Origin of the sequence: Polynucleobacter sp. MWH-Creno-3A4, assembly GCF_018881885.1 — a bacterium.
Lineage (GTDB): Bacteria > Pseudomonadota > Gammaproteobacteria > Burkholderiales > Burkholderiaceae > Polynucleobacter.
Window position 1 is genome coordinate 1301547 of sequence record NZ_JACXSA010000001.1, and the last position, 23334, is coordinate 1324880.

Annotated in this window: 22 protein-coding genes and 1 pseudogene; 21 read left to right on the forward strand and 2 right to left on the reverse strand. The window is 47.6% G+C overall.

Annotated features, from left to right (window positions below; translation table 11 throughout):
• The first annotated feature begins 7 nt into the window (after positions 1-7).
• The 6 genes and pseudogenes from surE to IEN92_RS08925 all read left to right on the forward strand — a co-directional run bounded on the left by surE (position 8) and on the right by IEN92_RS08925 (position 4760).
• A complete protein-coding gene (surE, locus tag IEN92_RS06680; RefSeq protein ID WP_216161797.1) occupies positions 8-781 on the forward strand; it encodes a 5'/3'-nucleotidase SurE in 774 nt (257 codons plus the stop codon).
• 29 nt (positions 782-810) lie between these two features.
• Positions 811-1434, forward strand: a pseudogene (locus tag IEN92_RS06685) (protein-L-isoaspartate(D-aspartate) O-methyltransferase); the annotation flags it as partial.
• A gap of 37 nt (positions 1435-1471) precedes the next feature.
• Entirely contained in the window at positions 1472-2251 is a 780-nt protein-coding gene (locus IEN92_RS06690) for a peptidoglycan DD-metalloendopeptidase family protein (protein WP_216161802.1), read from the forward strand.
• Positions 2252-2268: 17 nt separating this feature from the next.
• Positions 2269-3090 carry a 3'-5' exonuclease gene (locus IEN92_RS06695; RefSeq protein ID WP_216161805.1) on the forward strand — a complete coding sequence of 274 codons (822 nt, stop codon included), beginning with the start codon at positions 2269-2271 and terminating at the stop codon, positions 3088-3090.
• Positions 3083-4513 (forward strand): 23S rRNA (uracil(1939)-C(5))-methyltransferase RlmD, encoded by a 1431-nt coding sequence (gene rlmD / locus IEN92_RS06700; protein WP_216162275.1) that lies wholly within the window; start codon positions 3083-3085, stop codon positions 4511-4513. The genes IEN92_RS06695 and rlmD overlap by 8 nt, the downstream gene beginning before the upstream one ends.
• Positions 4514-4637: 124 nt before the next feature.
• Positions 4638-4760: a hypothetical protein gene (locus IEN92_RS08925; RefSeq protein WP_255539780.1), complete on the forward strand. Its 123-nt coding sequence runs from the start codon at positions 4638-4640 to the stop codon at positions 4758-4760.
• Between the two features lie 94 nt (positions 4761-4854).
• On the opposite strand, the gene IEN92_RS06705 is transcribed toward IEN92_RS08925, so the two are convergent.
• Entirely contained in the window at positions 4855-5556 is a 702-nt protein-coding gene (locus IEN92_RS06705; RefSeq protein ID WP_215376111.1) for a Bax inhibitor-1 family protein, read from the reverse strand.
• A 269-nt stretch (positions 5557-5825) separates the two neighbouring features.
• On the opposite strand from IEN92_RS06705, the gene ndk reads away from it, so the two are divergent.
• The 15 genes from ndk to IEN92_RS06780 all read left to right on the forward strand — a co-directional run bounded on the left by ndk (position 5826) and on the right by IEN92_RS06780 (position 22818).
• Positions 5826-6251 carry a nucleoside-diphosphate kinase gene (gene ndk, locus IEN92_RS06710; RefSeq protein ID WP_215376114.1) on the forward strand — a complete coding sequence of 142 codons (426 nt, stop codon included), beginning with the start codon at positions 5826-5828 and terminating at the stop codon, positions 6249-6251.
• A gap of 41 nt (positions 6252-6292) precedes the next feature.
• Complete coding sequence (gene rlmN, locus IEN92_RS06715) at positions 6293-7501, forward strand: 23S rRNA (adenine(2503)-C(2))-methyltransferase RlmN (protein ID WP_216161807.1); 1209 nt, start codon at positions 6293-6295, stop codon at positions 7499-7501.
• A gap of 27 nt (positions 7502-7528) precedes the next feature.
• Entirely contained in the window at positions 7529-8797 is a 1269-nt protein-coding gene (ispG, locus tag IEN92_RS06720; protein WP_216161810.1) for a flavodoxin-dependent (E)-4-hydroxy-3-methylbut-2-enyl-diphosphate synthase, read from the forward strand.
• Between the two features lie 30 nt (positions 8798-8827).
• On the forward strand, positions 8828-10147 hold the full coding sequence (hisS, locus tag IEN92_RS06725) for a histidine--tRNA ligase (protein ID WP_216161814.1): 1320 nt from the start codon (positions 8828-8830) through the stop codon (positions 10145-10147).
• A 60-nt stretch (positions 10148-10207) separates the two neighbouring features.
• A complete protein-coding gene (locus IEN92_RS06730) occupies positions 10208-10867 on the forward strand; it encodes a tetratricopeptide repeat protein (protein ID WP_216161817.1) in 660 nt (219 codons plus the stop codon).
• Entirely contained in the window at positions 10867-12021 is a 1155-nt protein-coding gene (gene bamB / locus IEN92_RS06735) for an outer membrane protein assembly factor BamB (protein WP_215376128.1), read from the forward strand. Before IEN92_RS06730 ends, bamB begins: the two co-directional genes overlap by 1 nt.
• Positions 12018-13382 (forward strand): ribosome biogenesis GTPase Der, encoded by a 1365-nt coding sequence (gene der, locus IEN92_RS06740; RefSeq protein ID WP_216161820.1) that lies wholly within the window; start codon positions 12018-12020, stop codon positions 13380-13382. Before bamB ends, der begins: the two co-directional genes overlap by 4 nt.
• A 144-nt stretch (positions 13383-13526) precedes the next feature.
• Entirely contained in the window at positions 13527-13766 is a 240-nt protein-coding gene (gene hfq, locus IEN92_RS06745) for an RNA chaperone Hfq (RefSeq protein ID WP_215376134.1), read from the forward strand.
• A gap of 25 nt (positions 13767-13791) precedes the next feature.
• The gene (hflX, locus tag IEN92_RS06750; protein ID WP_370623906.1) at positions 13792-15000 is read left to right on the forward strand and encodes a GTPase HflX; all 1209 of its coding nucleotides are present in this window, start codon (positions 13792-13794) and stop codon (positions 14998-15000) included.
• Positions 14990-16492 carry an FtsH protease activity modulator HflK gene (gene hflK / locus IEN92_RS06755; protein WP_216161823.1) on the forward strand — a complete coding sequence of 501 codons (1503 nt, stop codon included), beginning with the start codon at positions 14990-14992 and terminating at the stop codon, positions 16490-16492. Before hflX ends, hflK begins: the two co-directional genes overlap by 11 nt.
• Positions 16492-17361, forward strand: a complete 870-nt coding sequence (gene hflC, locus IEN92_RS06760; protein WP_215376140.1) for a protease modulator HflC — start codon at positions 16492-16494, stop codon at positions 17359-17361. The genes hflK and hflC overlap by 1 nt, the downstream gene beginning before the upstream one ends.
• 20 nt (positions 17362-17381) lie before the next feature.
• Positions 17382-18542: an ATP phosphoribosyltransferase regulatory subunit gene (locus IEN92_RS06765; protein ID WP_216161826.1), complete on the forward strand. Its 1161-nt coding sequence runs from the start codon at positions 17382-17384 to the stop codon at positions 18540-18542.
• 69 nt (positions 18543-18611) lie between these two features.
• A complete protein-coding gene (locus tag IEN92_RS06770) occupies positions 18612-19952 on the forward strand; it encodes an adenylosuccinate synthase (RefSeq protein WP_215376145.1) in 1341 nt (446 codons plus the stop codon).
• Positions 19953-20010: 58 nt separating this feature from the next.
• Positions 20011-22227: a malate synthase G gene (locus tag IEN92_RS06775; protein WP_215376148.1), complete on the forward strand. Its 2217-nt coding sequence runs from the start codon at positions 20011-20013 to the stop codon at positions 22225-22227.
• 75 nt (positions 22228-22302) lie between these two features.
• Complete coding sequence (locus IEN92_RS06780) at positions 22303-22818, forward strand: hypothetical protein (RefSeq protein WP_216161828.1); 516 nt, start codon at positions 22303-22305, stop codon at positions 22816-22818.
• Here IEN92_RS06780 and IEN92_RS06785 read toward each other — a convergent pair.
• Positions 22784-23299, reverse strand: coding sequence for a hypothetical protein (locus IEN92_RS06785; RefSeq protein WP_215376154.1), 516 nt, complete (start codon positions 23297-23299; stop codon positions 22784-22786). The genes IEN92_RS06780 and IEN92_RS06785 overlap by 35 nt on opposite strands.
• Positions 23300-23334: the final 35 nt, after the last annotated feature.

Consider the following 23334-nt stretch of genomic DNA (forward strand, 5'->3'; position numbering starts at 1 on the left):
TTGAACGATGCATATTTTGATCTCCAACGATGATGGCTATTTGGCTCCAGGCCTATTGGCTTTAGTGAACGCAGTGCGACCCTTAGGTCGCATTACTGTGATTGCCCCAGAGCAAAATCACAGCGGCGCCTCCAATTCTTTAACGCTATCTAGACCATTGTCGATTCATCGAGTGGCTGGTGGTGAGCGTGATGGTTTCTTCTTCATCAACGGTACACCGACTGACTGTGTCCATGTGGCTATGACCGGTTTCTTAGATGACAAACCTGACCTTGTCATCTCTGGTATCAATCAGGGTGAGAACATGGGTGAGGACGTGTTGTATTCCGGTACAGTCGCGGCTGCGATTGAGGGCGTGATGTTTGGTGTGCCCGGCATCGCCTTTTCTCAAATTGATCGGGGTTGGAATCGTATTGAAGATGCTGCCAAGGCTGCGCATGATGTTGTTGCACAAATGCTCGTTTCTAATTTGACTCGCACTGAAGGCACTGCCACTTTGCTTAACGTCAACATTCCAAATCGTCCTTACGCAGATTTGTATCGCTGGCGCGTGACCCGCTTGGGTAATCGCCATCACTCTCAACCCGTAGTGGTGCAAGATAGCCCGCGCGGTGAGAAAATTTATTGGATTGGTGCAGCAGGACATGTCAAGGACAACTCCGAAGGCACTGACTTTCATGCAATTGATGATGGCTGCATCTCGATTACACCAATGCAATTGGATTTAAGTCATCACGCTCGCTTAGCTGCGATGCGGGCAAACGGCTGGGATCGCGGTTGAAGGCACCCGTCGAGCGTTTTGCCGCTTATCGCCAAGCACTAGCAGCCAAAGTACATGCTAGCGGTGTAAAGCACGGTAAAACTTTAGAAGCGATTGCCACTGTACCGCGCCATGCATTTATGGATGCCGGTTTACATGCACAAGCCTATGAAGATACGGCACTGCCGATCGGTCATGAGCAAACGATTTCTAAGCCATCGGTAGTAGCGCGCATGATTGAGCTATTACATAAACCACGTCATCCATTGGGTAAGGTCTTGGAGATTGGTACCGGTTGCGGTTACCAAGCAGCGGTACTCAGTTTGCTAGCACAAGAGGTGTACTCGATTGAGCGCATTCGTCCTTTGCACGATATGGCTAGAGCAAAATTGCGTCCTTTTCGGATCAATAATCTGCGCCTCATTTATGGCGATGGTATCTTGGGTCTACCCCAAGCCGCTCCCTTTGATGGGATCATTCTGGCCGCGGCAGGTTTAGGTATTCCAGACGCTTTATTGGATCAATTGGCGATTGGCGGCCGTTTGGTTGCCCCAGTTGCCAAAAATGAGAAAGAGCAGCAGCTCATCATGGTCGAGCGGATGAGCTCCCAGCGCTATCAAAGAACTGTGCTGGACGAGGTCTTTTTTGTCCCCTTACAATCAGGGGTAGTGTGAGATCAAGCGAGATCTATTCAGAATGAAGCCAATATCGATGCTAAACACCCTGTTTAAAAGTTGCCTAGTCGCACTTCTGGCTGCCTCCTGCTTTCTAATGGTGGGTTGTAGCACCACTCCTAGAGCAAAGCCAGCAAACGTGATTGACCGCACTGGTTCTTCAGAGCCAGCACCTCCTGGTTACTATCGCGTGAAGAAGGGTGACACCTTGGCACGCATTGCTTTAGATCATGGTCAAGCACCACGAGATGTTGCGCAGTGGAATACGGCTTTGAACCCAAGCTTCAATCCGAATGTCATTGAGGTGGGTGATTTGATTTTGGTGAAGCCACCAACAGCATCAAAAGTAGCTAAGGCAACTGAAAAGGCCCCGGACAAGACTGCAGATAAGAAGCCTGCAAGTGACAAAGTGGATACACCCGCACCAGAATCCAGCAAGCCTGACGTTGTTGCTGAACCTGGCATTCGTTTATCTTGGCCTGCAAAAGGCAAGGTTACTGCAGAATTTAACGAGACCAACAAAGGCATTGATATCGCTGGCAAGGTTGGTGAGCCGATATTGGCAGCCTCTGATGGCAAGGTGGTTTATGCCGGTAATAGCTTACGGGGCTATGGAAACTTAGTCATCATCAAACATGACAACACTTATCTCACAGCCTACGCGCACAATAGCAAGCTCTTGGTGAAAGAGGGCGATACCGTGCGTAAGGGCCAGAAGATTGCTGAGATGGGTGATACAGACAGCACCATGACTAAGCTTCATTTTGAGTTGCGCGTTAACGGTAAGCCAGTCAATCCAACACCGTATTTACAGTAAGGGTTTGGCAAAAGCCTATGGCCACCGTACTGGTATTTGATATTGAAACCATTCCTGATGTTGCGGGATTGCGTCGTCTAGAAGACTACCCAGCCACCATGAGTGATGCCGAAGTAGCTGCCACTGCCATGGCTGAGCGTGCCGCCAAAACAGGTAGTGAATTTTTACCTTTATATCTACAAAAGATTATTGCGATTTCTTGTGTGATTCGGAGAACTACGAAAGAGGGCTTGCCTCAACTGAAGGTAGGCACCCTCGGAACACCGCAGGATGATGAAAAGGTCTTAGTTCAAGCTTTCTTTGATCTCATTGAAAAGTACACACCGCAATTAGTCTCATGGAATGGCAGCGGCTTTGATTTGCCAGTGCTGCATTACCGTGCGCTCGCCAATCACATTCAAGCACCACGCTACTGGGAGATGGGTGAGAGCCAAGAAGCCGATAGTCGAGATTTCAAATGGAATAACTACATTAGTCGTTATCACATGCGTCACCTAGACATGATGGATCTACTGGCTAAATTTAACGGCCGTGCAAATGCACCCTTGGATGGTTTAGCAAAGCTTTGTGGCTTTCCAGGCAAGATGGGTATGGATGGCAGCCAAGTCTGGCCTGCTTATCAAGATGGCAAGATTGATGACATCCGGCGCTATTGCGAAACTGATGTGGTCAATACCTATCTCATGTATTGCCGCTTTCAGTTGTTGCGTGGTGGCTTTTCATTGGCGGAGTACCAAGAAGAAATCGCTTTTGTAAAAGCCTATTTAGAAAAAGCTGCCAAAGAGCCGAATGGCGCTCAGTGGCAAGAGTACCTCCAAGGTTTTACTGCGGATGCGTAGAGGTGAGAAGCCAGTCAATATCATCGTGACTGAGCCAATACAAGTTGAAGCACTCGATTTAGATGCCCAAGGCATTGCCCGTTTAGCCCCTAATGAGGAAGAAATTATTCAAGGCCAAGGCGGCAAGGTCATTTTTATTCAAGGTGCACTGCCGACTGAGAGGGTCACCTACGTCATTACCCGAGACAAGGCTCGCTTTAGTAAAGCCAAGGTCCTCGATATTCTTAAACCTGCAGTATTCAGAGCGGAGCCTAAATGCAAGGCCTTTGGTGTGTGCGGCGGTTGCACCATGCAGCACTTGGATATCCGTGCGCAGGTTGCCATGAAACAGCGCGTGCTCGAAGATGATCTGCAACACATTGCCAAAGTAAAGCCCTTAGAAATTTTGCGCCCCATGGGTGGCCCCACTTGGGAATACCGTCATCGTGCTCGACTGAGTGTTGTGAACCGCTCAATCAAAAAAGGCACAGTACTGATTGGTTTTCATGAGGGCAAGAGTGCATATGTAGCCGATATGACGGCTTGCGAAATTTTGCCTAAGCACGTATCGGATTTATTGCCCGAGTTGAGAAAGTTGGTGATGGGCTTATCGATTGTGGATCGGATGCCGCAGATTGAGATTGCAGTCGGTGAGCCGGAAGATCCGAATGATCCGTCAAAATCTAAACCAGTCACCGCCTTGGTATTTCGCAATCTATTGCCTTTGACGCCAGAAGATGAGCAGCAGCTCCGTGATTTTGCAGACGAGCATCAAGTGTGGATTTGGTTGCAACCCAAGGGTATTGAAACCGTAACACCCTTTTACCCAGAGACTGGCAAGCTCTGTTATCGCTTACCCGAATTTGAAATCGAGATGCCGTTCAAGCCCACAGACTTTACCCAAGTCAATCACATGATGAATCGTGCATTAGTGAGTAGGGCGATTCGTTTACTTGAAGTGGAATCTAGTGATCGCGTGCTCGATTTGTTTTGTGGCATTGGTAATTTCACTTTACCGCTTGCCAGAAAAGCACAGCAGGTCTTGGGGATCGAGGGTCTTGAAACCTTAACGAATCGAGCTAATGCAAATGCTGAACATAATGGTTTAGCAAAGCAAGTGAGTTTCATGCAAAGTGATTTATTTGAAGTCACGCCAGAGACGATTGCATCTTGGGGCAAAGCAGAGCGCTGGTTGATGGATCCACCCCGAGAAGGGGCGTTGGAGATTTGCAGATCCCTTGCGCAACTACAGTTGATGAAAAGTGATCTCCTTCCAAAACGGATTGTGTACGTCTCTTGCAATCCCAAGACCTTAGCCAGAGATGTAGAGATTTTGTGTCATGAGGCAGGCTATATCCTAAGCAGTGCAGGAATTGTGAATATGTTTCCTCACACCTCCCATGTAGAGTCTATGGCGGTATTTGATCTAGCAAAGAGTCACTAAATCCCGGATTGAGAATGATTTTTACGGGTTTTGGCACCAAATGGGTGCAAATCAGTTTTTTGCGGTGCAATATGGTTTTAGGAGGTTTCGCTAGAGGGGTACATTGGAATCGTGCAGAGAAATCTTGCTGCTAACCAGTTTTCCCGAAGAGGAGTTGATCATGAAGGCCGCAGATAGCATCACTGTTGTAGTGATCTTAATTGCCCTGTCTTGCGCTGTTCAAGCTTTTGTTACCTACCTAGAATAAAGCTTGAGTAAAACAAAAGGCGCCCGAGGGCGCCTTTAGCAATATGCGTTAGCAACCGAGAGTTGCTAGGTAACTTTGACTCTCTGAATCTCGCTTAGTCTCGGTTACCGCCAACAATACCCAATAGGGCTAGTAAGTTGGTAAAGACGTTGTAGACATCTAAGTAAATAGCCAGAGTAGCCATGATGTAGTTAGTCTCACCACCGTTGATGACACGCTGCACATCAACCAAGATGAAGGCTGAGAAGATGGCGATTGCGAGAACCATCACAGTCAACATCAATGCTGGCAACTGCAACCAGATGTTGGCCAATGAGGCAACGATCAGCAGTAGTACGCCCACCATCAACCACTTGCCCATGCCAGCAAAGTCACTCTTGCTCACGGTAGCAATCGTTGCCATCACAGCAAAGATTGCGGCTGTGCCACCGAAGGACAGCATGATGAGCGCAGCGCCATTGCTATAGCTATTGAGGGTGTAGCCGATCAGGCGGGACATCATGATGCCCATGAAGAAGGTGAAGCCCAACAAGAGTAGGACACCTACGCCAGTCTCTTTGTTCTTTTCAATAGCCCAAAAGAAACCGAATGCCACCGCCATAAATACGATAAAGCCGATAAAAGGGCTGCCAGAGAATAAGTCCAGACCCATGGCAACGCCAAGCCACGCACCAATCACGGTAGGTACCATGGATAGTGCCAAGAGGGCATAGGTATTACGTAGGACGCGGTTGCGTACCTGTACTGTGCTGATCGAGCTGGTTTGCCCGAAGCCGTAAGAGTTCAGATCACTCATATTGACTCCTTCTGTCTAGTGATTACATAAGCCCATCAAGGGCTGTTGACATTAAGTATAGACAAAAGAGCCAAATTTCAAGAACCTTAAATAAAGACCTACAAAACAAGGGCTTATGCCCAGTAAATTCAAGGGCTTAGCCCTACTTGTCTAGGGGTAAATACCGCTAAGCAATGTATAATTTGGGGGTCGTTGGCGTAGGCAGGGCGATTGAGCCCAGATTCTTAGCCACCCAACAAATAACTTTGAAATCACTATTGGAGTATTGCATGGCAATTGAACGCACCCTTTCTATTATCAAACCTGATGCTGTCGCTAAAAACGTCATCGGCAAAATCTATGACCGTTTCGAATCTGCTGGTTTGAAGATTGTCGCGTCCAAAATGGCGCATCTCTCCCAATCTGAAGCGGAGCAGTTCTACTCAGTTCATAAAGAGCGTCCTTTCTTCAAAGATTTGGTGAGCTTCATGATTTCTGGTCCTGTGATGATTCAGGTATTGCAAGGCGAAGGCGCAATTGCAAAGAACCGCGATCTGATGGGCGCAACCGATCCTAAAAAAGCAGAGAAAGGCACAATTCGTGCTGACTTTGCTGACAGCATCGATGCAAATGCGGTACACGGTTCTGACGCTCCTGAAACAGCTGCAGTGGAAGTTGCATTCTTCTTCCCTGGCATGCAAGTTTTCAATCGTTAATCCGCTGTATTCCTAAAGCTATTGATTAATAAGTAGTCGCATTGACCTCCCCGCGCGTAAATCTCTTAGATTTTGACGCCGACCAAATGGCGGCGTATGTCGCGGGGTTGAATGAAAAGCCCTTTAGGGCAAAACAACTCATGCAGTGGATACACCAACGTGGTGTATCTGATATCAACGATATGAGTGATCTGGCAAAAAGCTTTCGAGCAACCTTGCTAGATAAGACTGAAGTTCTTTCCCTGCCTGTTATTAAAGATGAGCACGCCCAAGACGGTACCCGTAAGTGGTTGCTAGATGTTGGGGCCGGTAATGCGGTGGAGTCAGTGTTTATTCCTGAGGATGATCGCGGTACTTTGTGCATTTCTTCCCAAGCAGGTTGCGCAGTCAATTGCCGCTTTTGTTCCACTGGCCATCAAGGCTTCTCACGCAATCTCACTTCCGGTGAAATCATCGGTCAGTTGTGGTTCGCTGAACATCTCTTGCGCAGTGATCCAGAAGCGATTCGCAGAATAGAAAAATACCCCACTCCAGGTTGGGAGCACACTGGGCGCGTCATCTCCAATGTGGTGATGATGGGCATGGGTGAGCCCTTACTCAATTACGACAATGTTGTTTCTGCTTTGCGTTTGATGCTTGATGACAGGGCCTATGGTTTGTCACGTCGTCGCGTCACGGTTTCGACTTCAGGTGTGGTACCAATGATTGATCGCCTCGCCCAAGATTGCCCAGTTGCACTGGCCGTATCTTTGCACGCACCGAACGATGCCTTGCGTGATCAGTTGGTGCCACTCAATCAAAAATATCCCTTACGTGAATTGCTCGATGCTTGTGAGCGCTACTTACCATTTGCGCCAAGAGACTTTTTGACATTTGAATACTGCATGCTTGATGGCGTGAATGATTCGGATATTCAAGCAAAAGAACTCGTGCGCTTACTCAAGAACATCAAGTGCAAAATTAACTTGATTCCATTTAATCCATTCCCAGAATCTGGCCTCAAGCGCTCCTCAGCCCAGCGGGTTAACGCCTTTGCTAGCATTCTTTTGGATGCAGGCATGGTAGCTACTGTGCGCAAGACTCGCGGTGATGATATTGCTGCCGCCTGCGGCCAGCTGGCAGGCGATGTTGTAGATCGCACCCGAGTACGTGAACGCGCTGTTCATAAAGCCGAGATCGATATCGCCGAAGTTGAGTCAGATGAACAGCCGAATGAGCAGCCCATTGAGTGGCTTAAAAAATTAAATTAAAAATGAGACCCTGATCAATAGATTCCCATGAGCTCTAATCATTCTTTACCACCGCTTCCCTTAGGACCATCTCCTAAGAGATCAACTCGTCAGGCGAAGGTTGTGTGGAAAACAAACATTATCACTGTTGGTGGTGATGCACCCGTGCGCGTGCAGTCGATGACTAATACCGATACGGCAGACGCAGTAGGGACAGCCATTCAGGTAAAAGAATTAGCACGTGCGGGTTCAGAGATGGTGCGCATTACCGTCAATACGCCAGAAGCTGCAGCAGCCGTTCCCTATATTCGTGAGCAGCTAGATAAGATGGATGTGTTGGTGCCATTGATTGGCGACTTCCATTACAACGGCCACACCTTATTGAATGATTTTCCGGATTGCGCCAAAGCACTGTCGAAGTACCGCATTAATCCCGGTAATGTGGGTAAGGGCGCCAAGCGTGACCCACAGTTTGCGCAAATGATTGAAGCAGCTTGCAAATACGATAAGCCGATTCGGATTGGGGTGAACTGGGGCAGCTTAGATCAAGAGCTACTAGCCTCCATCATGGATAGCAATGCAGCCTTGGAGAATCCAAAGACTGCACAAGAAGTGATGATTGAAGCGTTGATTCAATCAGCATTGCAATCAGCAGAAAAAGCCCTTGAGTTGGGTATGAACCCTAATCAAATTTTGCTTTCTTGCAAAGTGAGCAATGTTCAAGACTTAGTAGCGGTCTATCGCGATCTTTCACGTCGCTCTGACTATCCACTGCACCTTGGTTTAACTGAAGCCGGCATGGGTAGTAAAGGGATTGTGTCTTCTACTGCAGCAATGGGTATTTTGTTGCAGGAAGGCATTGGCGATACGATTCGTGTTTCGCTGACGCCTGACCCAGGTGCACCACGTGAGAATGAAGTGATTGTTGCCCAAGAGATTTTGCAAACGATGGGCCTACGTAATTTCACGCCCATGGTGATTGCTTGTCCTGGTTGTGGCAGAACGACCAGTACCACTTTCCAAGAGTTGGCAGCCAACATCCAATCCTATTTACGTCAACAAATGCCTGTCTGGAAGAAAACCCATCCTGGCGTTGAAAACATGAATGTGGCTGTGATGGGCTGCATTGTGAATGGCCCAGGGGAGAGTAAGCACGCTAATATCGGTATTTCCTTGCCGGGAACTGGTGAAACGCCTGCTGCACCAGTTTTTGTGGATGGGGTAAAGGTAAAAACCTTGCGTGGTGAGAAAATTGCAGAAGAGTTTCAGGTCATCGTCGATGAATACGTTAAACAGAACTACGCTGCCAAAGCCTAATAGATCCAAATTAGTAGAACAAGAATAAAAATGACTGATCAAACCAAAGTTCAAAAGACGCAAAAGATTAATGGCGTACGCGGCATGAATGATTTACTGCCGGCAGATGCTGCGCAGTGGGCGCATCTTGAGCATGTTCTGCGTGATTTGACACGTGCTTATGGCTATGAGTTTTTAAGAACACCAATTGTTGAGGCAACAGCAGTATTTCAACGGGGGATTGGCGAGGTTACCGACATTGTTGAAAAAGAAATGTATTCCTTTGAGGATCGACTCAATGGCGAGCAACTCACTTTGCGTCCTGAAGGTACTGCAGCGCTAGTGCGCTCTGTGATTGAGAATAATTTGTTGTATGAAGGACCAAAGCGCCTTTGGTATACCGGCCCCATGTTCCGTCATGAGCGTCCACAGCGCGGCCGCTATCGTCAGTTTCATCAATTTGGTATTGAGGCACTAGGCTTTGCTGGCCCGGATATCGATGCGGAAATTATTCTCATGGGTCAACGCCTCTGGGATGAGCTTGGACTCAAAGGTGTGCGCCTTGAGATCAATTCTCTTGGTCAAGCCAATGAGCGGGCTGAGCATCGTGCTGCTTTAGTAACTTACTTTGAGAAACATCAAGCGCAATTGGATGAAGATTCACAGCGTCGCCTCACGAGCAACCCCTTACGCATTTTGGATTCTAAAAATCCTGAGATGCAGGGATTGATCGAAGGCGCACCCAAGTTATTGGATTTCTTGGGAGAAGAATCGCTAGCGCACTTTAATGCGGTACAGGCTTTACTCAAAGCCAACAATATTCCTTGCAAGATTAATCCGCGCTTAGTGCGGGGTTTGGATTATTACAATCTCACCGTATTCGAATGGATCACGGATGAGCTCGGCGCACAAGGTACGATTGCCGGCGGCGGCCGTTACGATCCATTGATTGAACGCATGGGTGGTAAATCAGCCCCTGCTTGCGGCTGGGCGATGGGTATGGAACGCGTCCTCGAACTCATGAAAGTTTCTGGTTCTTTGCCAGAAACCCAGGCACAGTGCGATACCTTTGTATTGCATCAAGGTGGTGAGACCCTCACAACCGCCATGATCATTGCCGAACGATTGCGCAGTGCTGGTATCGACACCATTCTTTTCTGCCCTCCAGATGGCCAAACTGCCAGCTTTAAGTCCCAAATGAAAAAAGCGGATGCTAGCGGCGCTGCTTTTGCAGTCATTATTGGCCCAGATGAATTGGCGAAGAATGAGGCTGGACTCAAAGACCTGCGGGGCACTGGGGAGCAAAAAGCCGTACCTCTGGATGGGGTACTAGAGGCTGTAATTGATGCCTTAGTAGGCAGCTCCGAATAGAATGAGTCTATTCATTGCATGCAATCGTCATAAATTACCTATTAATCAGCTTGGATTCACATGCCTTTAGATCTAGAAGAACAAGAACAGTTAGACCAACTTAAAGCGTTTTGGCAAAAATACCGCAACCTCATTACTGGGGTGTTGACTGCCGCTTTATTGGCTTATGCTGCTTATAGTGGCTATCAGTGGTGGCGCAATAGTCAGGCGCTAGAGGCATCCAAGCTTTACGAGACGATGGTTGTCGCCATTGCCAAAGGCGATAAAGAAGTGACAATGCGTGCTACTAATGACTTGCAAAAAGATTTTCCACGCACTCCCTATGCTGCAATGTCCAGCCTAATTGCTGCTCGCATTGCAGCAGATGCTGGGGATAGCACCCAAGCAATTGAGTATTTGCGTTGGGCTGCGAAGAATGCCTCCAATGATGGCTATCTTGCTTTAGCAAAATTGCGCTTAGTGACACAGTTAATTGAGCAGGGCAGTGAAAAAGACTTTGCAGAAGCCGATCAGATCTTGAAAGAAACCCCGATTGCAGGCTTTGAGGCTCTATGGCTAGAGCGCCGTGGGGATTGGTACTTAGCCCAAAAGAAAAACGCAGAAGCAAAAGTCAGCTATCAAGATGCCTGGAAGAAATTGGACCAAGCTAAAGAGTTCCCTGAAGAGGCGCGTCGTCTCTTGAAGGTGAAGTTGGATGCCGTAGGGGGAGTAGCGCAGTGATGATTTCACAAAAGCAAATAACAAGATTTGCCGGTATTGCGCTGCTAGCGAGCTTCATTGCGGTTGCTCTAGTCGGTTGTTCAGGTAACTCACGTGTACGCAAGCCAGCAGAGCTGGTCGCTGTAACGAATCAATTTGATATGCAGCCAGTCTGGTCGACCAGTGTTGGCGCTTCTGAAGGTTTTAATTTCCACCCAGTCGTTGCGGGTGATGCTGTCTATGCAGCTTCACAACGGGGCAACTTGGCCAAAATTGATTTAGCGAACGGCAATAAAGTTTGGGAAGTTTCAGTGCCTGAGCGCCTCTCCATTGGCCCAGGTTCGGATGGCCGTACTACGGTGGCCGTGAGTACCAAGGGTACTGTTTATGCCTATGACGACACTGGCAAAGCACTGTGGAATGTGAATGTTGGTAGCGAAGTATTGAGCGAGCCAATTGTGGCTGCGGGCATTGTGGTTGTGCGCGCCTTAGACAACCGCTTTATTGGTTTGGATGCGCTTACTGGTGCACGCAAATGGACTTATCAACGTCAACAATCCTCACTGTCATTACGGGTAGGTTATGGTATGTTGGCAATCGGCAATGAAGTGATTGTCACGGGCTTTGCGGGCGGACGCTTTGGCATGATTGCGATTGCGAATGGCGGCTTGATTTGGGAAACACCAGTTTCTTTCCCAAAAGGCTTCTCTGAAATTGAGCGTTTAAATGATGTGACTGCTAAGCCTAGTATGGAAGGCGATATTATTTGTGCAGTTTCTTATCAAGGCCGCATTGGTTGTGGTCAAGCCCGGACTGGCGCACTTCTCTGGTTTAAGGATTACTCAAGCTATACCGGCACTTCACAAAGTGCAGAGCTGGTATTTTCTGCCAATGAAAAATCCTATGTCACCGCATTTGCCACCAAGGACGGTAATCAAGTTTGGGAAAACACCCAACTCGTGAACCGTGATTTAGGTGAGTCCTTAGCGATTGGTAGGGTGGTATTGATGGGGGACGCACAAGGTTATGTGCATGCTCTGAATCAAGCCACAGGCGAAATGGTTGCACGCATGCGTCACGATAGCAGCCCCATTACCGCCGCTCCAATTGCAGTGGGCGGCCTCATCTTGATTCAATCTCAGGGTGGAAAAATTGCGGCGTACAGTCCTAAATGAATCCAGTCATCACTATTGTCGGTCGTCCCAATGTCGGAAAGTCCACACTCTTTAATCGCCTGACCCGCTCACGCGATGCATTGGTTGCAGACTTTTCTGGTTTAACGCGGGATCGTCACTACGGTAAAGGTCGCATTGGCGAGCGCGCATTTATTTGTGTAGATACCGGCGGTTTTGAGCCTGTCGCAAAGACCGGCATTGTTGCGGAGATGGCCAAGCAAACCAAACAAGCGGTTGCTGAATCTGATGTGGTGATTTTCTTGGTCGATGGTCGCCTTGGTATGGCGCCACAAGATCGCGTGATCGCCGATTTCTTAAGAAAGACTGGTCGCCCAATTATTTTGGCGGTGAACAAAACTGAAGGCATGCAAGCAGGGGTTGTTACGGCTGACTTTCATGAGCTCGGCTTAGGCGAGCCTTTCCCAATTTCTTCTGCGCATGGCGATGGCGTTCGTGGTTTGATCGACGATGCCCTAGATGCCTTGGGTATTGAAGAGCCAGACGAGGAAGAGCAGGCAAACGATCCGAACCGCCCCATGAAGATTGCTGTCGTGGGCCGTCCTAATGTGGGTAAATCCACGCTCATCAATAAATTGATTGGTGAAGAGCGCGTGATTGCATTTGACATGCCCGGTACAACACGCGATGCGATTGAAGTTCCTTTTGAGCGTAATGGCAAACCATATATCCTCGTAGATACCGCAGGCTTACGCCGTCGTGGCAAAGTATTTGAAGCGATTGAGAAGTTCTCAGTGGTTAAAACCTTGCAAGCGATTGCTGATTGCAATGTCGTGATCTTGATGCTCGATGCTCAACAAGATATCTCTGAGCAAGATGCACATATTGCCGGCTTTATTGTTGAAGCTGGTCGTGCTTTAGTAGTTGCTGTGAACAAGTGGGATGGCCTTGATGCCTATGTAAAAGAGCGTGCCCGTTTAGAGATCGCACAAAAGTTGCGTTTCTTGGATTTTGCGAACGTGCATCCAATTTCAGCTAAGAAGGGTACTGGTCTGAAAGAGCTCTTTAAAGACGTTGATGCTGCTTATGCCGCAGCGATGGCGAAATTGCCAACTCCACGTTTAACACGAATCTTGCAAGAAGCTATTGAGCATCAACAGCCAAAACGGGTTGGCATGGGTCGACCAAAATTGCGTTATGCACACCAAGGGGGTATGAACCCTCCGATTGTGGTGATCCATGGAACCTCCTTGAGTGGTGTAACGGATAGCTATAAGCGCTACCTTGAAGGACGCTTTAGAGATGTCTTCAAATTACGGGGCACGCCCCTGCGTATCCAGATGAATACCGCTAAAAACCCCTATGTAGATGAGGACAAGGGCAAAAAAGGTAAAAAGCGCTGATTTTGGGCTTGATTTTTTTAAAATTAGGCTCAATATAGAGTGTTCAGTAGCTGTAAAAACACCTTGTTTGCAGTAAATTATTTTTCATTAAAAGCAAGACTCCCAAAATAAAAAACGCATCAGAAAAGATAAATAAGGAGCAGTATGAATAACAAAATTCAATTACTACAAGATCCATTTCTCAATGCATTGCGCAAAGAGCATATTCCTGTTTCGATCTATTTGGTCAACGGCATTAAGTTGCAGGGCAATATTGAATCCTTTGATCAATATGTTGTGTTGTTGCGCAATACGGTGACCCAAATGGTTTACAAACATGCAATCTCCACGATCGTTCCTGCTCGTGCGATTGACTTTCGCATAGAAGAAGCTAGCTCTGTATAAAACAGGTGTAGATGCGGCTCGCGCCATCCTGGTTGGGGTAGATACCGGACGCGAAGATTTCGCAGATAGCATGGCCGAACTTAGCCTATTGGCTGATAGTGCTGGCTCTATACCCGCAGCGAGTGTCATTGCCCGCAAAGGTCGCACCGACCCTGCTTTATTTATTGGCTCGGGTAAGGCCAATGAGCTCAAACGGGCTATGGAAGAGCATGATGCTGAGCTCGCAATCTTTAATCATCCGCTTTCCCCAACGCAGCAACGTAACCTGGAGCGTCATCTAGGTCGCCATGTGATGGATCGCACGGGCTTGATATTGGATATCTTTAGTCAAAGAGCGCAAAGCCATATTGGTAAGACGCAAGTAGAGCTGGCGCAAGTGCGTTATCGCATGTCTCGACTAGTGCGAGCATGGAGCCACTTGGAGCGTCAGCGTGGTGGTATTGGTGTGCGTGGTGGTCCAGGTGAAACGCAGATGGAGCTTGACCGCCGTATGCTGGCAACCAAGGCCAAGCGTCTAGAGCTTGAACTAGAAAAACTGCAGCGCCAACAAAGAACTCAAAGAAGGGCGCGCAATCGCAAGGATGTGTTCTCGGTATCCTTGGTCGGCTATACCAATGCCGGTAAATCAACGCTCTTTAATGCCTTAACTAAAGCAGGGACATATGCCGCTGACCAGCTCTTCGCCACCCTAGATACCACTTCCAGAAAAGTACATTTAGAGGATGTGGGCTCGATTGTGGTCTCAGATACCGTCGGATTTATCCGAGATCTGCCTCACCAGTTAGTTGAGGCCTTTAGAGCTACTTTAGATGAAACCATCCATGCAGACCTGATTTTGCATGTGATTGATGCCTGTAGCCCAGTTGCTAGAGAGCAAAAGGCAGAAGTAGAGGCAGTTTTAGAGGAAATTGGAGCTGACCACATCCCGCGGATTGAGGTCATGAACAAGATTGACCAGATGCCCCAAACCTTTACCCGTGGGGCAGTTTTGGAGCGGGATGGGGAGGGCTTTCCGAGCCAGATTTTCCTATCAGCCAAGACCGGCCTGGGCCTGGATTTACTACGCTCAGCCCTCGCGGAATGCTCTCAAATGACTGATAGAATAAGGGTCGAGCACAACCGTGCCAAGAAGCAATTGGCCCCGGACGAGTTTTTAGAGCCTTTACCTGAACGACCAGCAACTTCTGAATTTAATCCGATTCCCAACCGAAGCTATTTTCCTAATGATGCGTAAATTTACAGGCCTGTTTTCGGTCAATGACCCAGGTTGGGGTAATACCCCCAATACCGGATCTAAAGATGCCAAAGATGGGCAGGGAAATGAGCAGGCGCCAAAAGTAGAGCCCGATAGCAATAAACCGGTAGAGACTCAGCCAACACAGCAACCCACTAAACCCAGTGGCCCACCAGACTTAGATGAGCTCTGGAGAGATTTCAATGACAGGATTGCTGGAATTTTTGGCGGTCCAAAAAAACCTGGCCTAGGTGCATCACCCAGTAAGCCTGCTAACAAACCGAATAGCACTGATATTCCACCACCATCACAGCGAGGCAATGGTGGTAACGGTAGTAATGGCGGTAATGGTGGTATGCCAAATTTCAATTTCACCAATCCATTTGGTTCGAAGGCCAGTGTCTTGATTGGCGCTGCCGCAGTATTTTTCATTTGGGTTTGCAGTGGCTTTTTCATTATTCAAGAAGGTCAAGCTGGCGTCATCCTGACTTTCGGTAAATATGACTACACCGCTAAGCCAGGTATTAATTGGCATCTGCCTTGGCCGATTCAGTCAGAAGAAACCGTGAACTTATCTGGCGTGCGCTCAGTGGAAGTAGGGCGTCCAGTATTAATTAAGGCCACCAATCAAAAAGATTCATCCATGCTTACCGAAGATGAAAACATCATCGACGTTCGCTTTGCTGTGCAATATCGCTTAAAAGATCCAACCGATTATTTATTCAATAACCGCGATCCAGATACTGCAGTAGTTCAAGCCGCAGAAACTGCTGTGCGAGAAATCGTTGCTCGGAGCAAGATGGATACCGTCTTATATGAAGGCCGCGAAAAGATTGGTATTGATTTGGCGAACTCTATTCAGAAAATTCTGGATAGCTACAAGACCGGCATTTATGTAACTAGCGTCACAGTACAAAATGTTCAGCCACCAGAGCAAGTGCAAGCAGCATTCGATGACGCAGTGAAAGCTGGTCAAGACCAAGAACGATTAAAGAGTGAAGGGGAGGCCTATGCCAATGACATTATTCCCCGTGCAAAAGGCACTGCGGCCCGCTTAATTCAAGAGGCTGAGGGTTATAAGGCAAGGGTTGTGGCAACTGCGGAAGGCGATGCCACCCGCTTCAAGCAAATTTTGGTGGAGTACGCTAAGGCACCACAGGTCACACGTGATCGCATGTACATCGATAGCATGCGCGAGATGTATAACAACGTAACGAAGATTTTGGTCGATACAACGAAGAGCAATAGCCTCTTGTATTTACCTTTAGATAAGATCGTTGCTCAGGTCAGTGCGGAAAGTGCGCAGGCCGCCAATACTCAAGTCAATCCATCCAGTACAGCCACTACCCCAACTGGCAGCGTGACTGTGGGCGGAGCGACTGGTAGCACTGCAACTACGGCAGCACCAACTACGACTACTAACACTTCATCATCAAGCAGTACTACTGATAAGCGCGATGGTCTGCGCAGTCGTGATCGGGAGTCCCGATAATGAATGCTAATCGCCTTATTGCAGCTGCCATTGCATTCATTGTCTTGATGTATGTGTTGTCATCCAGCATCTTTATTGTCGATCAGCGCAAATTCGCAGTGGTGTTCTCTTTTGGGCAGATCGTGCGCGTCATTGAGGAGCCAGGCCTGCGCGTTAAGCTGCCAGCCCCATTTGAAAGCGTTCGTTTCTTTGATCGCCGTATTTTGACGATTGATAATCCAGAGGCAGAACGCTTTATTACTGCTGAGAAGAAGAACTTATTAGTCGATTCTTATGTGAAGTGGCGCATTGTAGATCCTCGTAAATTCTTCATTAGTTTTAAGGGTGATGAGCGTTTAGCGCAAGATCGTTTAACTCAGTTAGTGCGCTCCGCTTTGAACGAAGAGTTCACTAAACGTACAGTTCGGGAATTGATTTCTGATCAGCGCGAAGAAGTCATGCAAGGGATTCGGAAAAAGGTTGCTGATGACGCGAATGATATTGGTGTTGAAATTGTCGATGTGCGTCTAAAGCGGGTTGATCTCTTGGCTGAAATCAGTGATTCTGTTTATCGTCGTATGGAGGCAGAGCGCAAGCGAGTTGCGAATGAACTGCGTTCTATGGGCGCGGCAGAGTCAGACAAGATTCGTGCCAATGCAGAGCGCCAACGCGATACGATTTTGGCTGAAGCTTACCGTGATGCCCAGAAGATCAAAGGAGCAGGGGATGCTAAAGCTACAGCCCTCTATGCCGAGGCATTCGGGCGCGATCCTCAGTTTGCTCAGTTCTATCAGAGTTTGGAGGCCTACCGGAGTTCTTTCAAGGATAAGAAAGACATCATGGTGGTTGAGCCAAACGGTGAATTCTTTAAATTCCTGCACAAAAAATAAGAAAGTGAATAATCCACATCATGAATCGTTGGTTACTTCCTGAAGATATTGCAGACGTTTTGCCAGCCCAGGCTCGCAAGGTGGAGACCCTGCGTCGTACGATTTTGGATCTCTATCAATCCTACGGATATGAATTAGTCACGCCTCCAATCTTGGAGTTCTTAGATTCTTTATTGACTGGCACAGGTTCAGATCTCAATCTACAAACATTTAAGTTAGTCGATCAGTTGTCAGGACGTACCCTAGGTTTGCGCGCTGACATGACCCCGCAAGTGGCTCGGATTGATGCGCACTTATTAAACCGTACTGGCGTTACTCGTCTTTGCTATGCAGGCTCGGTTGCCCACGCACGTACTCCAGTAGGAAGCTTAGCGCGTGAAGAGTTGCAGATCGGTGCTGAAATCTACGGTTGTGCTACTTGGGAGGCTGACTTTGAAGCCATCACACTGTTACTAAAGACGCTATCAACTGCTGGCCTGGAAAAGGTTTACCTCGATTTATCTCACGCTGGCATCCTGACTGGTATCTTGGCTGAACAAAAGCTCGATAGAAATGCAATTGAGTCTCTATATGATTTATTGCAAAGCAAGGATCGTCCTCGCCTTAGCCAATGGGCCTCTTGCTTACCTGCGAAAACTACCGAAGCACTCATGGCCTTAACTGAATTAAATGGTCCTTGTGCTGAAGTCTTAGTCAAAGCTAAAAAAGTATTGCCTCAGCATGCAGCCATTGATCAGGCTCTCGCTGATCTGGAGCGTTTAGTCGCTGCCGTCAGTGCATCCAGTGGTCTAGAGCTCAGCATTGATTTGGCGGACCTGCGTGGCTATCAGTATCACAGCGGTGTGATGTTTGCTGCTTATGTTGATAAGCATCCGCAGCCGATTGCAAGAGGCGGGCGGTATGACCATGTAGGCCAGGCCTTTGGTCGCTCACGTCCTGCTACTGGATTCTCATTAGATTTACTGACCTTAGCAAGCTTGTCGCCTCTATCAGTGCGCAAGTTGGCGATTACTGCCCCTTGGATCAATGATGCCGAGCTAAATCAAGCAATTGATGCTCTGCGCAGTCAAGGTGAGGTGGTCGTTCAGTTGATGGCTGGTGAAACTGCCGATGCTGCCGAATATGAATGTGATCGTGAGTTAGTCAAGCAGGGTAACTCTTGGGTAGTAAAGAAGAAATAAATAAAAGTAGTACCGCATTATTAAGCTGAATCATTAACCTATTTTGTAATTATCTTTTTGGATTTCACTATGTCTTCAAAGCAGCAAGCTAAAGGTCGTAATGTCGTTGTCATTGGCACCCAGTGGGGTGATGAAGGCAAGGGCAAGGTAGTGGATTGGTTAACCGATCATGCTCAAGCGGTAGTACGCTTTCAGGGTGGTCACAATGCTGGTCATACGCTGATCATCGGGGATAAGAAAACCATTTTGCGCCTCATTCCATCCGGAATCATGCACAAAGAAGTCATTTGCTACATTGGTAACGGTGTGGTTCTCTCTCCTGAAGCGCTCTTTAAAGAAATCGGTGAACTTGAGGCGGCTGGCTTAGATGTTCAGTCTCGTTTGAAGATTTCTGAGGCGGCTACATTGATCCTGCCTTATCACGTAGCCATCGATCATGCGCGCGAGAAGAAGCGTGGTGAAGCCAAGATTGGTACTACTGGTCGCGGTATCGGACCTGCCTATGAGGATAAAGTAGCGCGTCGTGCCTTACGCGTGCAAGATTTGTTCTATCCAGAAAAATTTGCTGAGCAACTCCGTGAGAATTTGGAATATCACAACTTCATGTTAAGCAACTACTACGGCGCTGAACCAGTGAATTATGAAAAGACGCTTGCCGAAGCCATGTCGTATGCAGAACGCCTCAAGCCGATGGTAGTAGATGTCTCTAGCGAACTCTATGCTGCAGGACAAGCTGGTCAGAATTTGTTGTTCGAAGGTGCGCAAGGTACATTGCTCGACATTGACCACGGCACATATCCCTATGTGACTTCAAGCAACTGCGTAGCAGGGAATGCCGCTGCTGGTTCAGGAGTAGGGCCAGATTCATTGCAATACATTTTGGGTATTACTAAGGCATATTGCACTCGAGTTGGCGCAGGTCCGTTTCCAAGCGAACTTTATGACCACGACAATCCTGCTAAACAAGATCCCATTGGCGTGCGCTTAGCTGAAGTTGGTAAAGAGTTTGGTTCTGTGACAGGCCGTCCCCGTCGAACTGGTTGGTTAGATGCGGCAGCCTTGAAGCGCTCGATTCAGATCAATGGTCTTTCTGGTCTATGTATTACAAAGCTAGATGTATTGGATGGTTTAGAAACTATTCGTTTATGCGTTGGCTACACCCTCGATGGCAAGAAACTTGACGTATTGCCACGCGGTGCCGAATCCGTTGCCCGTTGCGTGCCAATCTATGAAGATTTTCCAGGCTGGCAAGGCACTACTTTCGGCATCCGTGAGTGGAGCAAGCTACCAGTAGAGGCGCAGAACTTCTTGCGTCGGATTGAGGAAGTAGCCGGCAAGCCTATCGCGATGGTCTCCACAGGTCCAGAGCGCGATGAAACCATTTTGCTCCAGCATCCTTTCCAGGATTGATGGAAAATTATCGATTACCCATTTTTTAACATTCGCATTAGAGACAAAGGTTTACAACATGACTGCGCGTACCACCTGCAATAGCCTTCAAGTAGCAACCCCACTTTATCGTTTTATCGAAGACAAAGTTCTTCCTGGAACTGGTATCAAGAGTGCAGATTTTTGGAAGGGCTTTGATCAAATCGTTAAAGACTTAACGCCAAAGAATGAGGCCTTGCTCGCTAAGCGTGATCGTATTCAGGTGGATTTGGATAAATGGCACCAAGCCAATCCTGGCCCAATCAAAGATATGCCAGCTTATCGCAAGTTTCTAAAAGATATCGGCTATTTGGATGAAGTTCCAGGTAAGGTTCTTGGCACAACACAAAATGTAGATGATGAATTAGCACTACAAGCAGGTCCTCAATTAGTGGTGCCTGTTCTCAATGCGCGTTATGCATTGAATGCTGCCAATGCACGCTGGGGTTCTTTATATGATGCTCTTTACGGCACAGACGTATTGTCCGAGGAGGATGGCGCAACGAAAACTGGTGCTTACAACCCCATCCGTGGCGCTAAGGTCGTAGCCTATGCCCGTAATTTCTTGGATCAATCTGCGCCATTGGCCAAAGGCTCTCATAAAGATTCAGTGGCCTACACAGTGGATGGCAATCAGTTAGCAGTCAAACTCAAGGATGGCAGCACAACTGGTTTGGCTGATGAAAAGCAATTTGTAGGTTATCAAGGCGATGCTGCAGCTCCAAGCTCAATTTTGTTGCGTAATAACGGCATTCACATTGATATTGAAATCAATAAGTCCAAAACGATTGGCTCAGGTGATCCTGCGGGTATTAATGATGTGATCTTAGAAGCAGCGCTTTCGACTATTCTGGACTTAGAAGACTCGATTGCTGCAGTGGATGCAGACGATAAAGTACTCGCCTATGAAAATTGGCTAGGTATTTTGAAGGGTACTTTGGTTGAGGAAGTAAAGAAGGGTGATAAGACTATTACCCGCACACTCAATCCAGATCGCAAGTACAAAGCAGGTATTGGTGCCGTCGATGCCAAAGATGGCGTGGTGACTTTGCATGGCCGCTCACTCCTTTTCCTGCGTAACGTTGGCCACTTAATGACCAACCCAGCCATTATTACTGGTGATGGTAAAGAGATTTACGAGGGTATCTTGGATGCTGTAGTTACCGTATTGATTGCTTTGTATGACATCAATCGTCCTGCTAACCAAGCGATTGGTAATACTCGCAAGGGATCGGTTTACATCGTGAAACCAAAAATGCATAGCCCAGAGGAAGTCGCTTTTGCGAGTGAGCTCTTTGGTCGTGTTGAGAAATTACTGGGTTTACCAGCAGATACAGTGAAGTTGGGCATCATGGACGAAGAGCGTCGCATGAGTGCAAACATTAAGGCTGCAATTGCTGCTGCAGGTGCGCGTGTAGCCTTTATTAATACTGGCTTCTTAGATCGTACTGGCGATGAAATGCACACTGCCATGTATGCCGGTCCAATGATGCGCAAAGGGGATATGAAAACCAGCAAATGGTTATCTGCCTATGAGCGTCGTAACGTATTTGCAGGTCTGGACTGTGGCCTTCGTGGTCGCGCTCAGATCGGTAAGGGCATGTGGGCTATGCCTGACATGATGAAAGCCATGGTTGAGCAGAAGATTGTTCATCCAAAGGCTGGTGCTAATACTGCTTGGGTACCATCACCAACGGCTGCGACTTTACATGCACTCCACTATCACCAAGTGAACGTTGCGGCTCTTCAAAAAGAAATGGAAAAGCTCAATACCGCTGCAGAAGCAGAAGCATTGATTGATGACTTATTGGCTGTGCCAGTTGTTGAAAAAGCAAATTGGTCAAAAGAAGAGATCGCTCAAGAGTTGGATAACAATTGCCAAGGCATCTTGGGTTATGTAGTACGCTGGATTGACCAAGGTGTTGGTTGCTCTAAGGTTCCTGACATCCATAACGTAGGCTTGATGGAAGATCGTGCCACTTTGCGCATCTCTAGTCAGCATATTGCCAACTGGTTGTTGCACGGTATTGTGACTAAAGAGCAAGTAAATGAGGCTTTGCAGCGTATGGCTAAGGTAGTCGATGGTCAAAACGCTGGTGATCCGCTTTACCAGCCGATGATGCCGAATTACCAAGACTCTTTTGCTTATAAAGCGGCAAGTGATCTCATCTTCAAAGGTCTAGAGCAGCCTAATGGCTACACAGAGCCATTGCTACACGCTTGGCGTTTAGAAGTAAAGAAAGCGCAAGCGAAGTAATTCAGGTTGATCTGTCAAAAAAATGGATTTGTCGAGAGGCAAGTCCATTCTTTATTTGCCAATCTTATCAAGCACATGTTTAGCTTCTTTAATCTCTTCTCTCGATCCCATCCCATCTTTTCCTTTCGGATGCATGATGGTGGTAGAGATGCAGCTGGCTTTAAGGGTGGGGCAGGTGACTGTGTGGTGAGATCCATTGCGATTGCTGCCAATCTTCCTTACTTACAAGTCTATGAAGATCTACGTGAGGCCAATGCTCGGTACGCGAACGAGCGAGATAACAAGCTTTCAAGACACCTCACGCGGAAAGGTTCATCGCCCCGTAATGGAAATCATCGTAATGTCTTTCATGATTACATCCTGAGTCATGGCTTTGAGTGGGTACCGACGATGAAAGTAGGCGCCGGATGCCAAGTGCATTTGAGGCCTACTGAATTGCCAACCGATACCCTCATTGTGAAGGTATCGAAGCATCTCACTGCCGTCATTGACGGAGTGATTTATGACACTCATAACCCTTCAAGAGGGGGAAATCGTTGTGTCTATGGGTATTACATTAAGAAGAAGTCAAATCTTCACGACCATACTTGAGATTCCAAGCTTTTTTGTAGGCATCGGTCATGCCGAACATGCCTGAGGTAGTCCAGGCCAAAGAAAATAATCCTGTAAACGCAATAAAAAACGCTAAGCTTTTCCATCCCATTGGTAGAGTATCTGCCTGAAAGCCAACGGTGGTGTAGCAACTGCCTGCAAAAAGCAAAGCTTCTACACCATCTTTCATGAGGCCTAAGCCCAGTAAGAAAAAGCTCCACAGAATAATTTCAGTGATGTGAACTAGGGCGATAAAGAAGAATGACGCATAGAAGTGCATGAAGACACGATTGTATTGACCAAGTTTCAAATTTGAGTCAGTCTTGATTTCAAAACGCATGATAATGTGATTGAGCAGACTGCCATGAAAAACTAGGATGATTAATAGACCGAGAATGCCAAAGAAGATATCCGTGATCAATGGTATGAATGGAATGCCTAGCAAGGAGGAGTTGGCTAGTGGGTCTGAAATGATTGACATAAGGGGTGGTCTGCAAATATTGGTATCAGAGGTGA

What these genes read in the sequence shown, in the direction of transcription:
- surE (WP_216161797.1), top strand. Translation starts at nt 8, where the DNA reads ATGCATATTTTGATCTCCAACGATGATGGCTATTTGGCTCCAGGCCTA.
- IEN92_RS06690 (WP_216161802.1), top strand. Translation starts at nt 1,472, where the DNA reads ATGCTAAACACCCTGTTTAAAAGTTGCCTAGTCGCACTTCTGGCTGCC.
- IEN92_RS06695 (WP_216161805.1), top strand. Translation starts at nt 2,269, where the DNA reads ATGGCCACCGTACTGGTATTTGATATTGAAACCATTCCTGATGTTGCG.
- rlmD (WP_216162275.1), top strand. Translation starts at nt 3,083, where the DNA reads ATGCGTAGAGGTGAGAAGCCAGTCAATATCATCGTGACTGAGCCAATA.
- IEN92_RS06705 (WP_215376111.1), bottom strand. Translation starts at nt 5,556, where the DNA reads ATGAGTGATCTGAACTCTTACGGCTTCGGGCAAACCAGCTCGATCAGC.
- ndk (WP_215376114.1), top strand. Translation starts at nt 5,826, where the DNA reads ATGGCAATTGAACGCACCCTTTCTATTATCAAACCTGATGCTGTCGCT.
- ispG (WP_216161810.1), top strand. Translation starts at nt 7,529, where the DNA reads ATGAGCTCTAATCATTCTTTACCACCGCTTCCCTTAGGACCATCTCCT.
- hisS (WP_216161814.1), top strand. Translation starts at nt 8,828, where the DNA reads ATGACTGATCAAACCAAAGTTCAAAAGACGCAAAAGATTAATGGCGTA.
- IEN92_RS06730 (WP_216161817.1), top strand. Translation starts at nt 10,208, where the DNA reads ATGCCTTTAGATCTAGAAGAACAAGAACAGTTAGACCAACTTAAAGCG.
- bamB (WP_215376128.1), top strand. Translation starts at nt 10,867, where the DNA reads ATGATTTCACAAAAGCAAATAACAAGATTTGCCGGTATTGCGCTGCTA.
- der (WP_216161820.1), top strand. Translation starts at nt 12,018, where the DNA reads ATGAATCCAGTCATCACTATTGTCGGTCGTCCCAATGTCGGAAAGTCC.
- hfq (WP_215376134.1), top strand. Translation starts at nt 13,527, where the DNA reads ATGAATAACAAAATTCAATTACTACAAGATCCATTTCTCAATGCATTG.
- hflK (WP_216161823.1), top strand. Translation starts at nt 14,990, where the DNA reads ATGATGCGTAAATTTACAGGCCTGTTTTCGGTCAATGACCCAGGTTGG.
- hflC (WP_215376140.1), top strand. Translation starts at nt 16,492, where the DNA reads ATGAATGCTAATCGCCTTATTGCAGCTGCCATTGCATTCATTGTCTTG.
- IEN92_RS06765 (WP_216161826.1), top strand. Translation starts at nt 17,382, where the DNA reads ATGAATCGTTGGTTACTTCCTGAAGATATTGCAGACGTTTTGCCAGCC.
- IEN92_RS06770 (WP_215376145.1), top strand. Translation starts at nt 18,612, where the DNA reads ATGTCTTCAAAGCAGCAAGCTAAAGGTCGTAATGTCGTTGTCATTGGC.
- IEN92_RS06775 (WP_215376148.1), top strand. Translation starts at nt 20,011, where the DNA reads ATGACTGCGCGTACCACCTGCAATAGCCTTCAAGTAGCAACCCCACTT.
- IEN92_RS06780 (WP_216161828.1), top strand. Translation starts at nt 22,303, where the DNA reads ATGTTTAGCTTCTTTAATCTCTTCTCTCGATCCCATCCCATCTTTTCC.
- IEN92_RS06785 (WP_215376154.1), bottom strand. Translation starts at nt 23,299, where the DNA reads ATGTCAATCATTTCAGACCCACTAGCCAACTCCTCCTTGCTAGGCATT.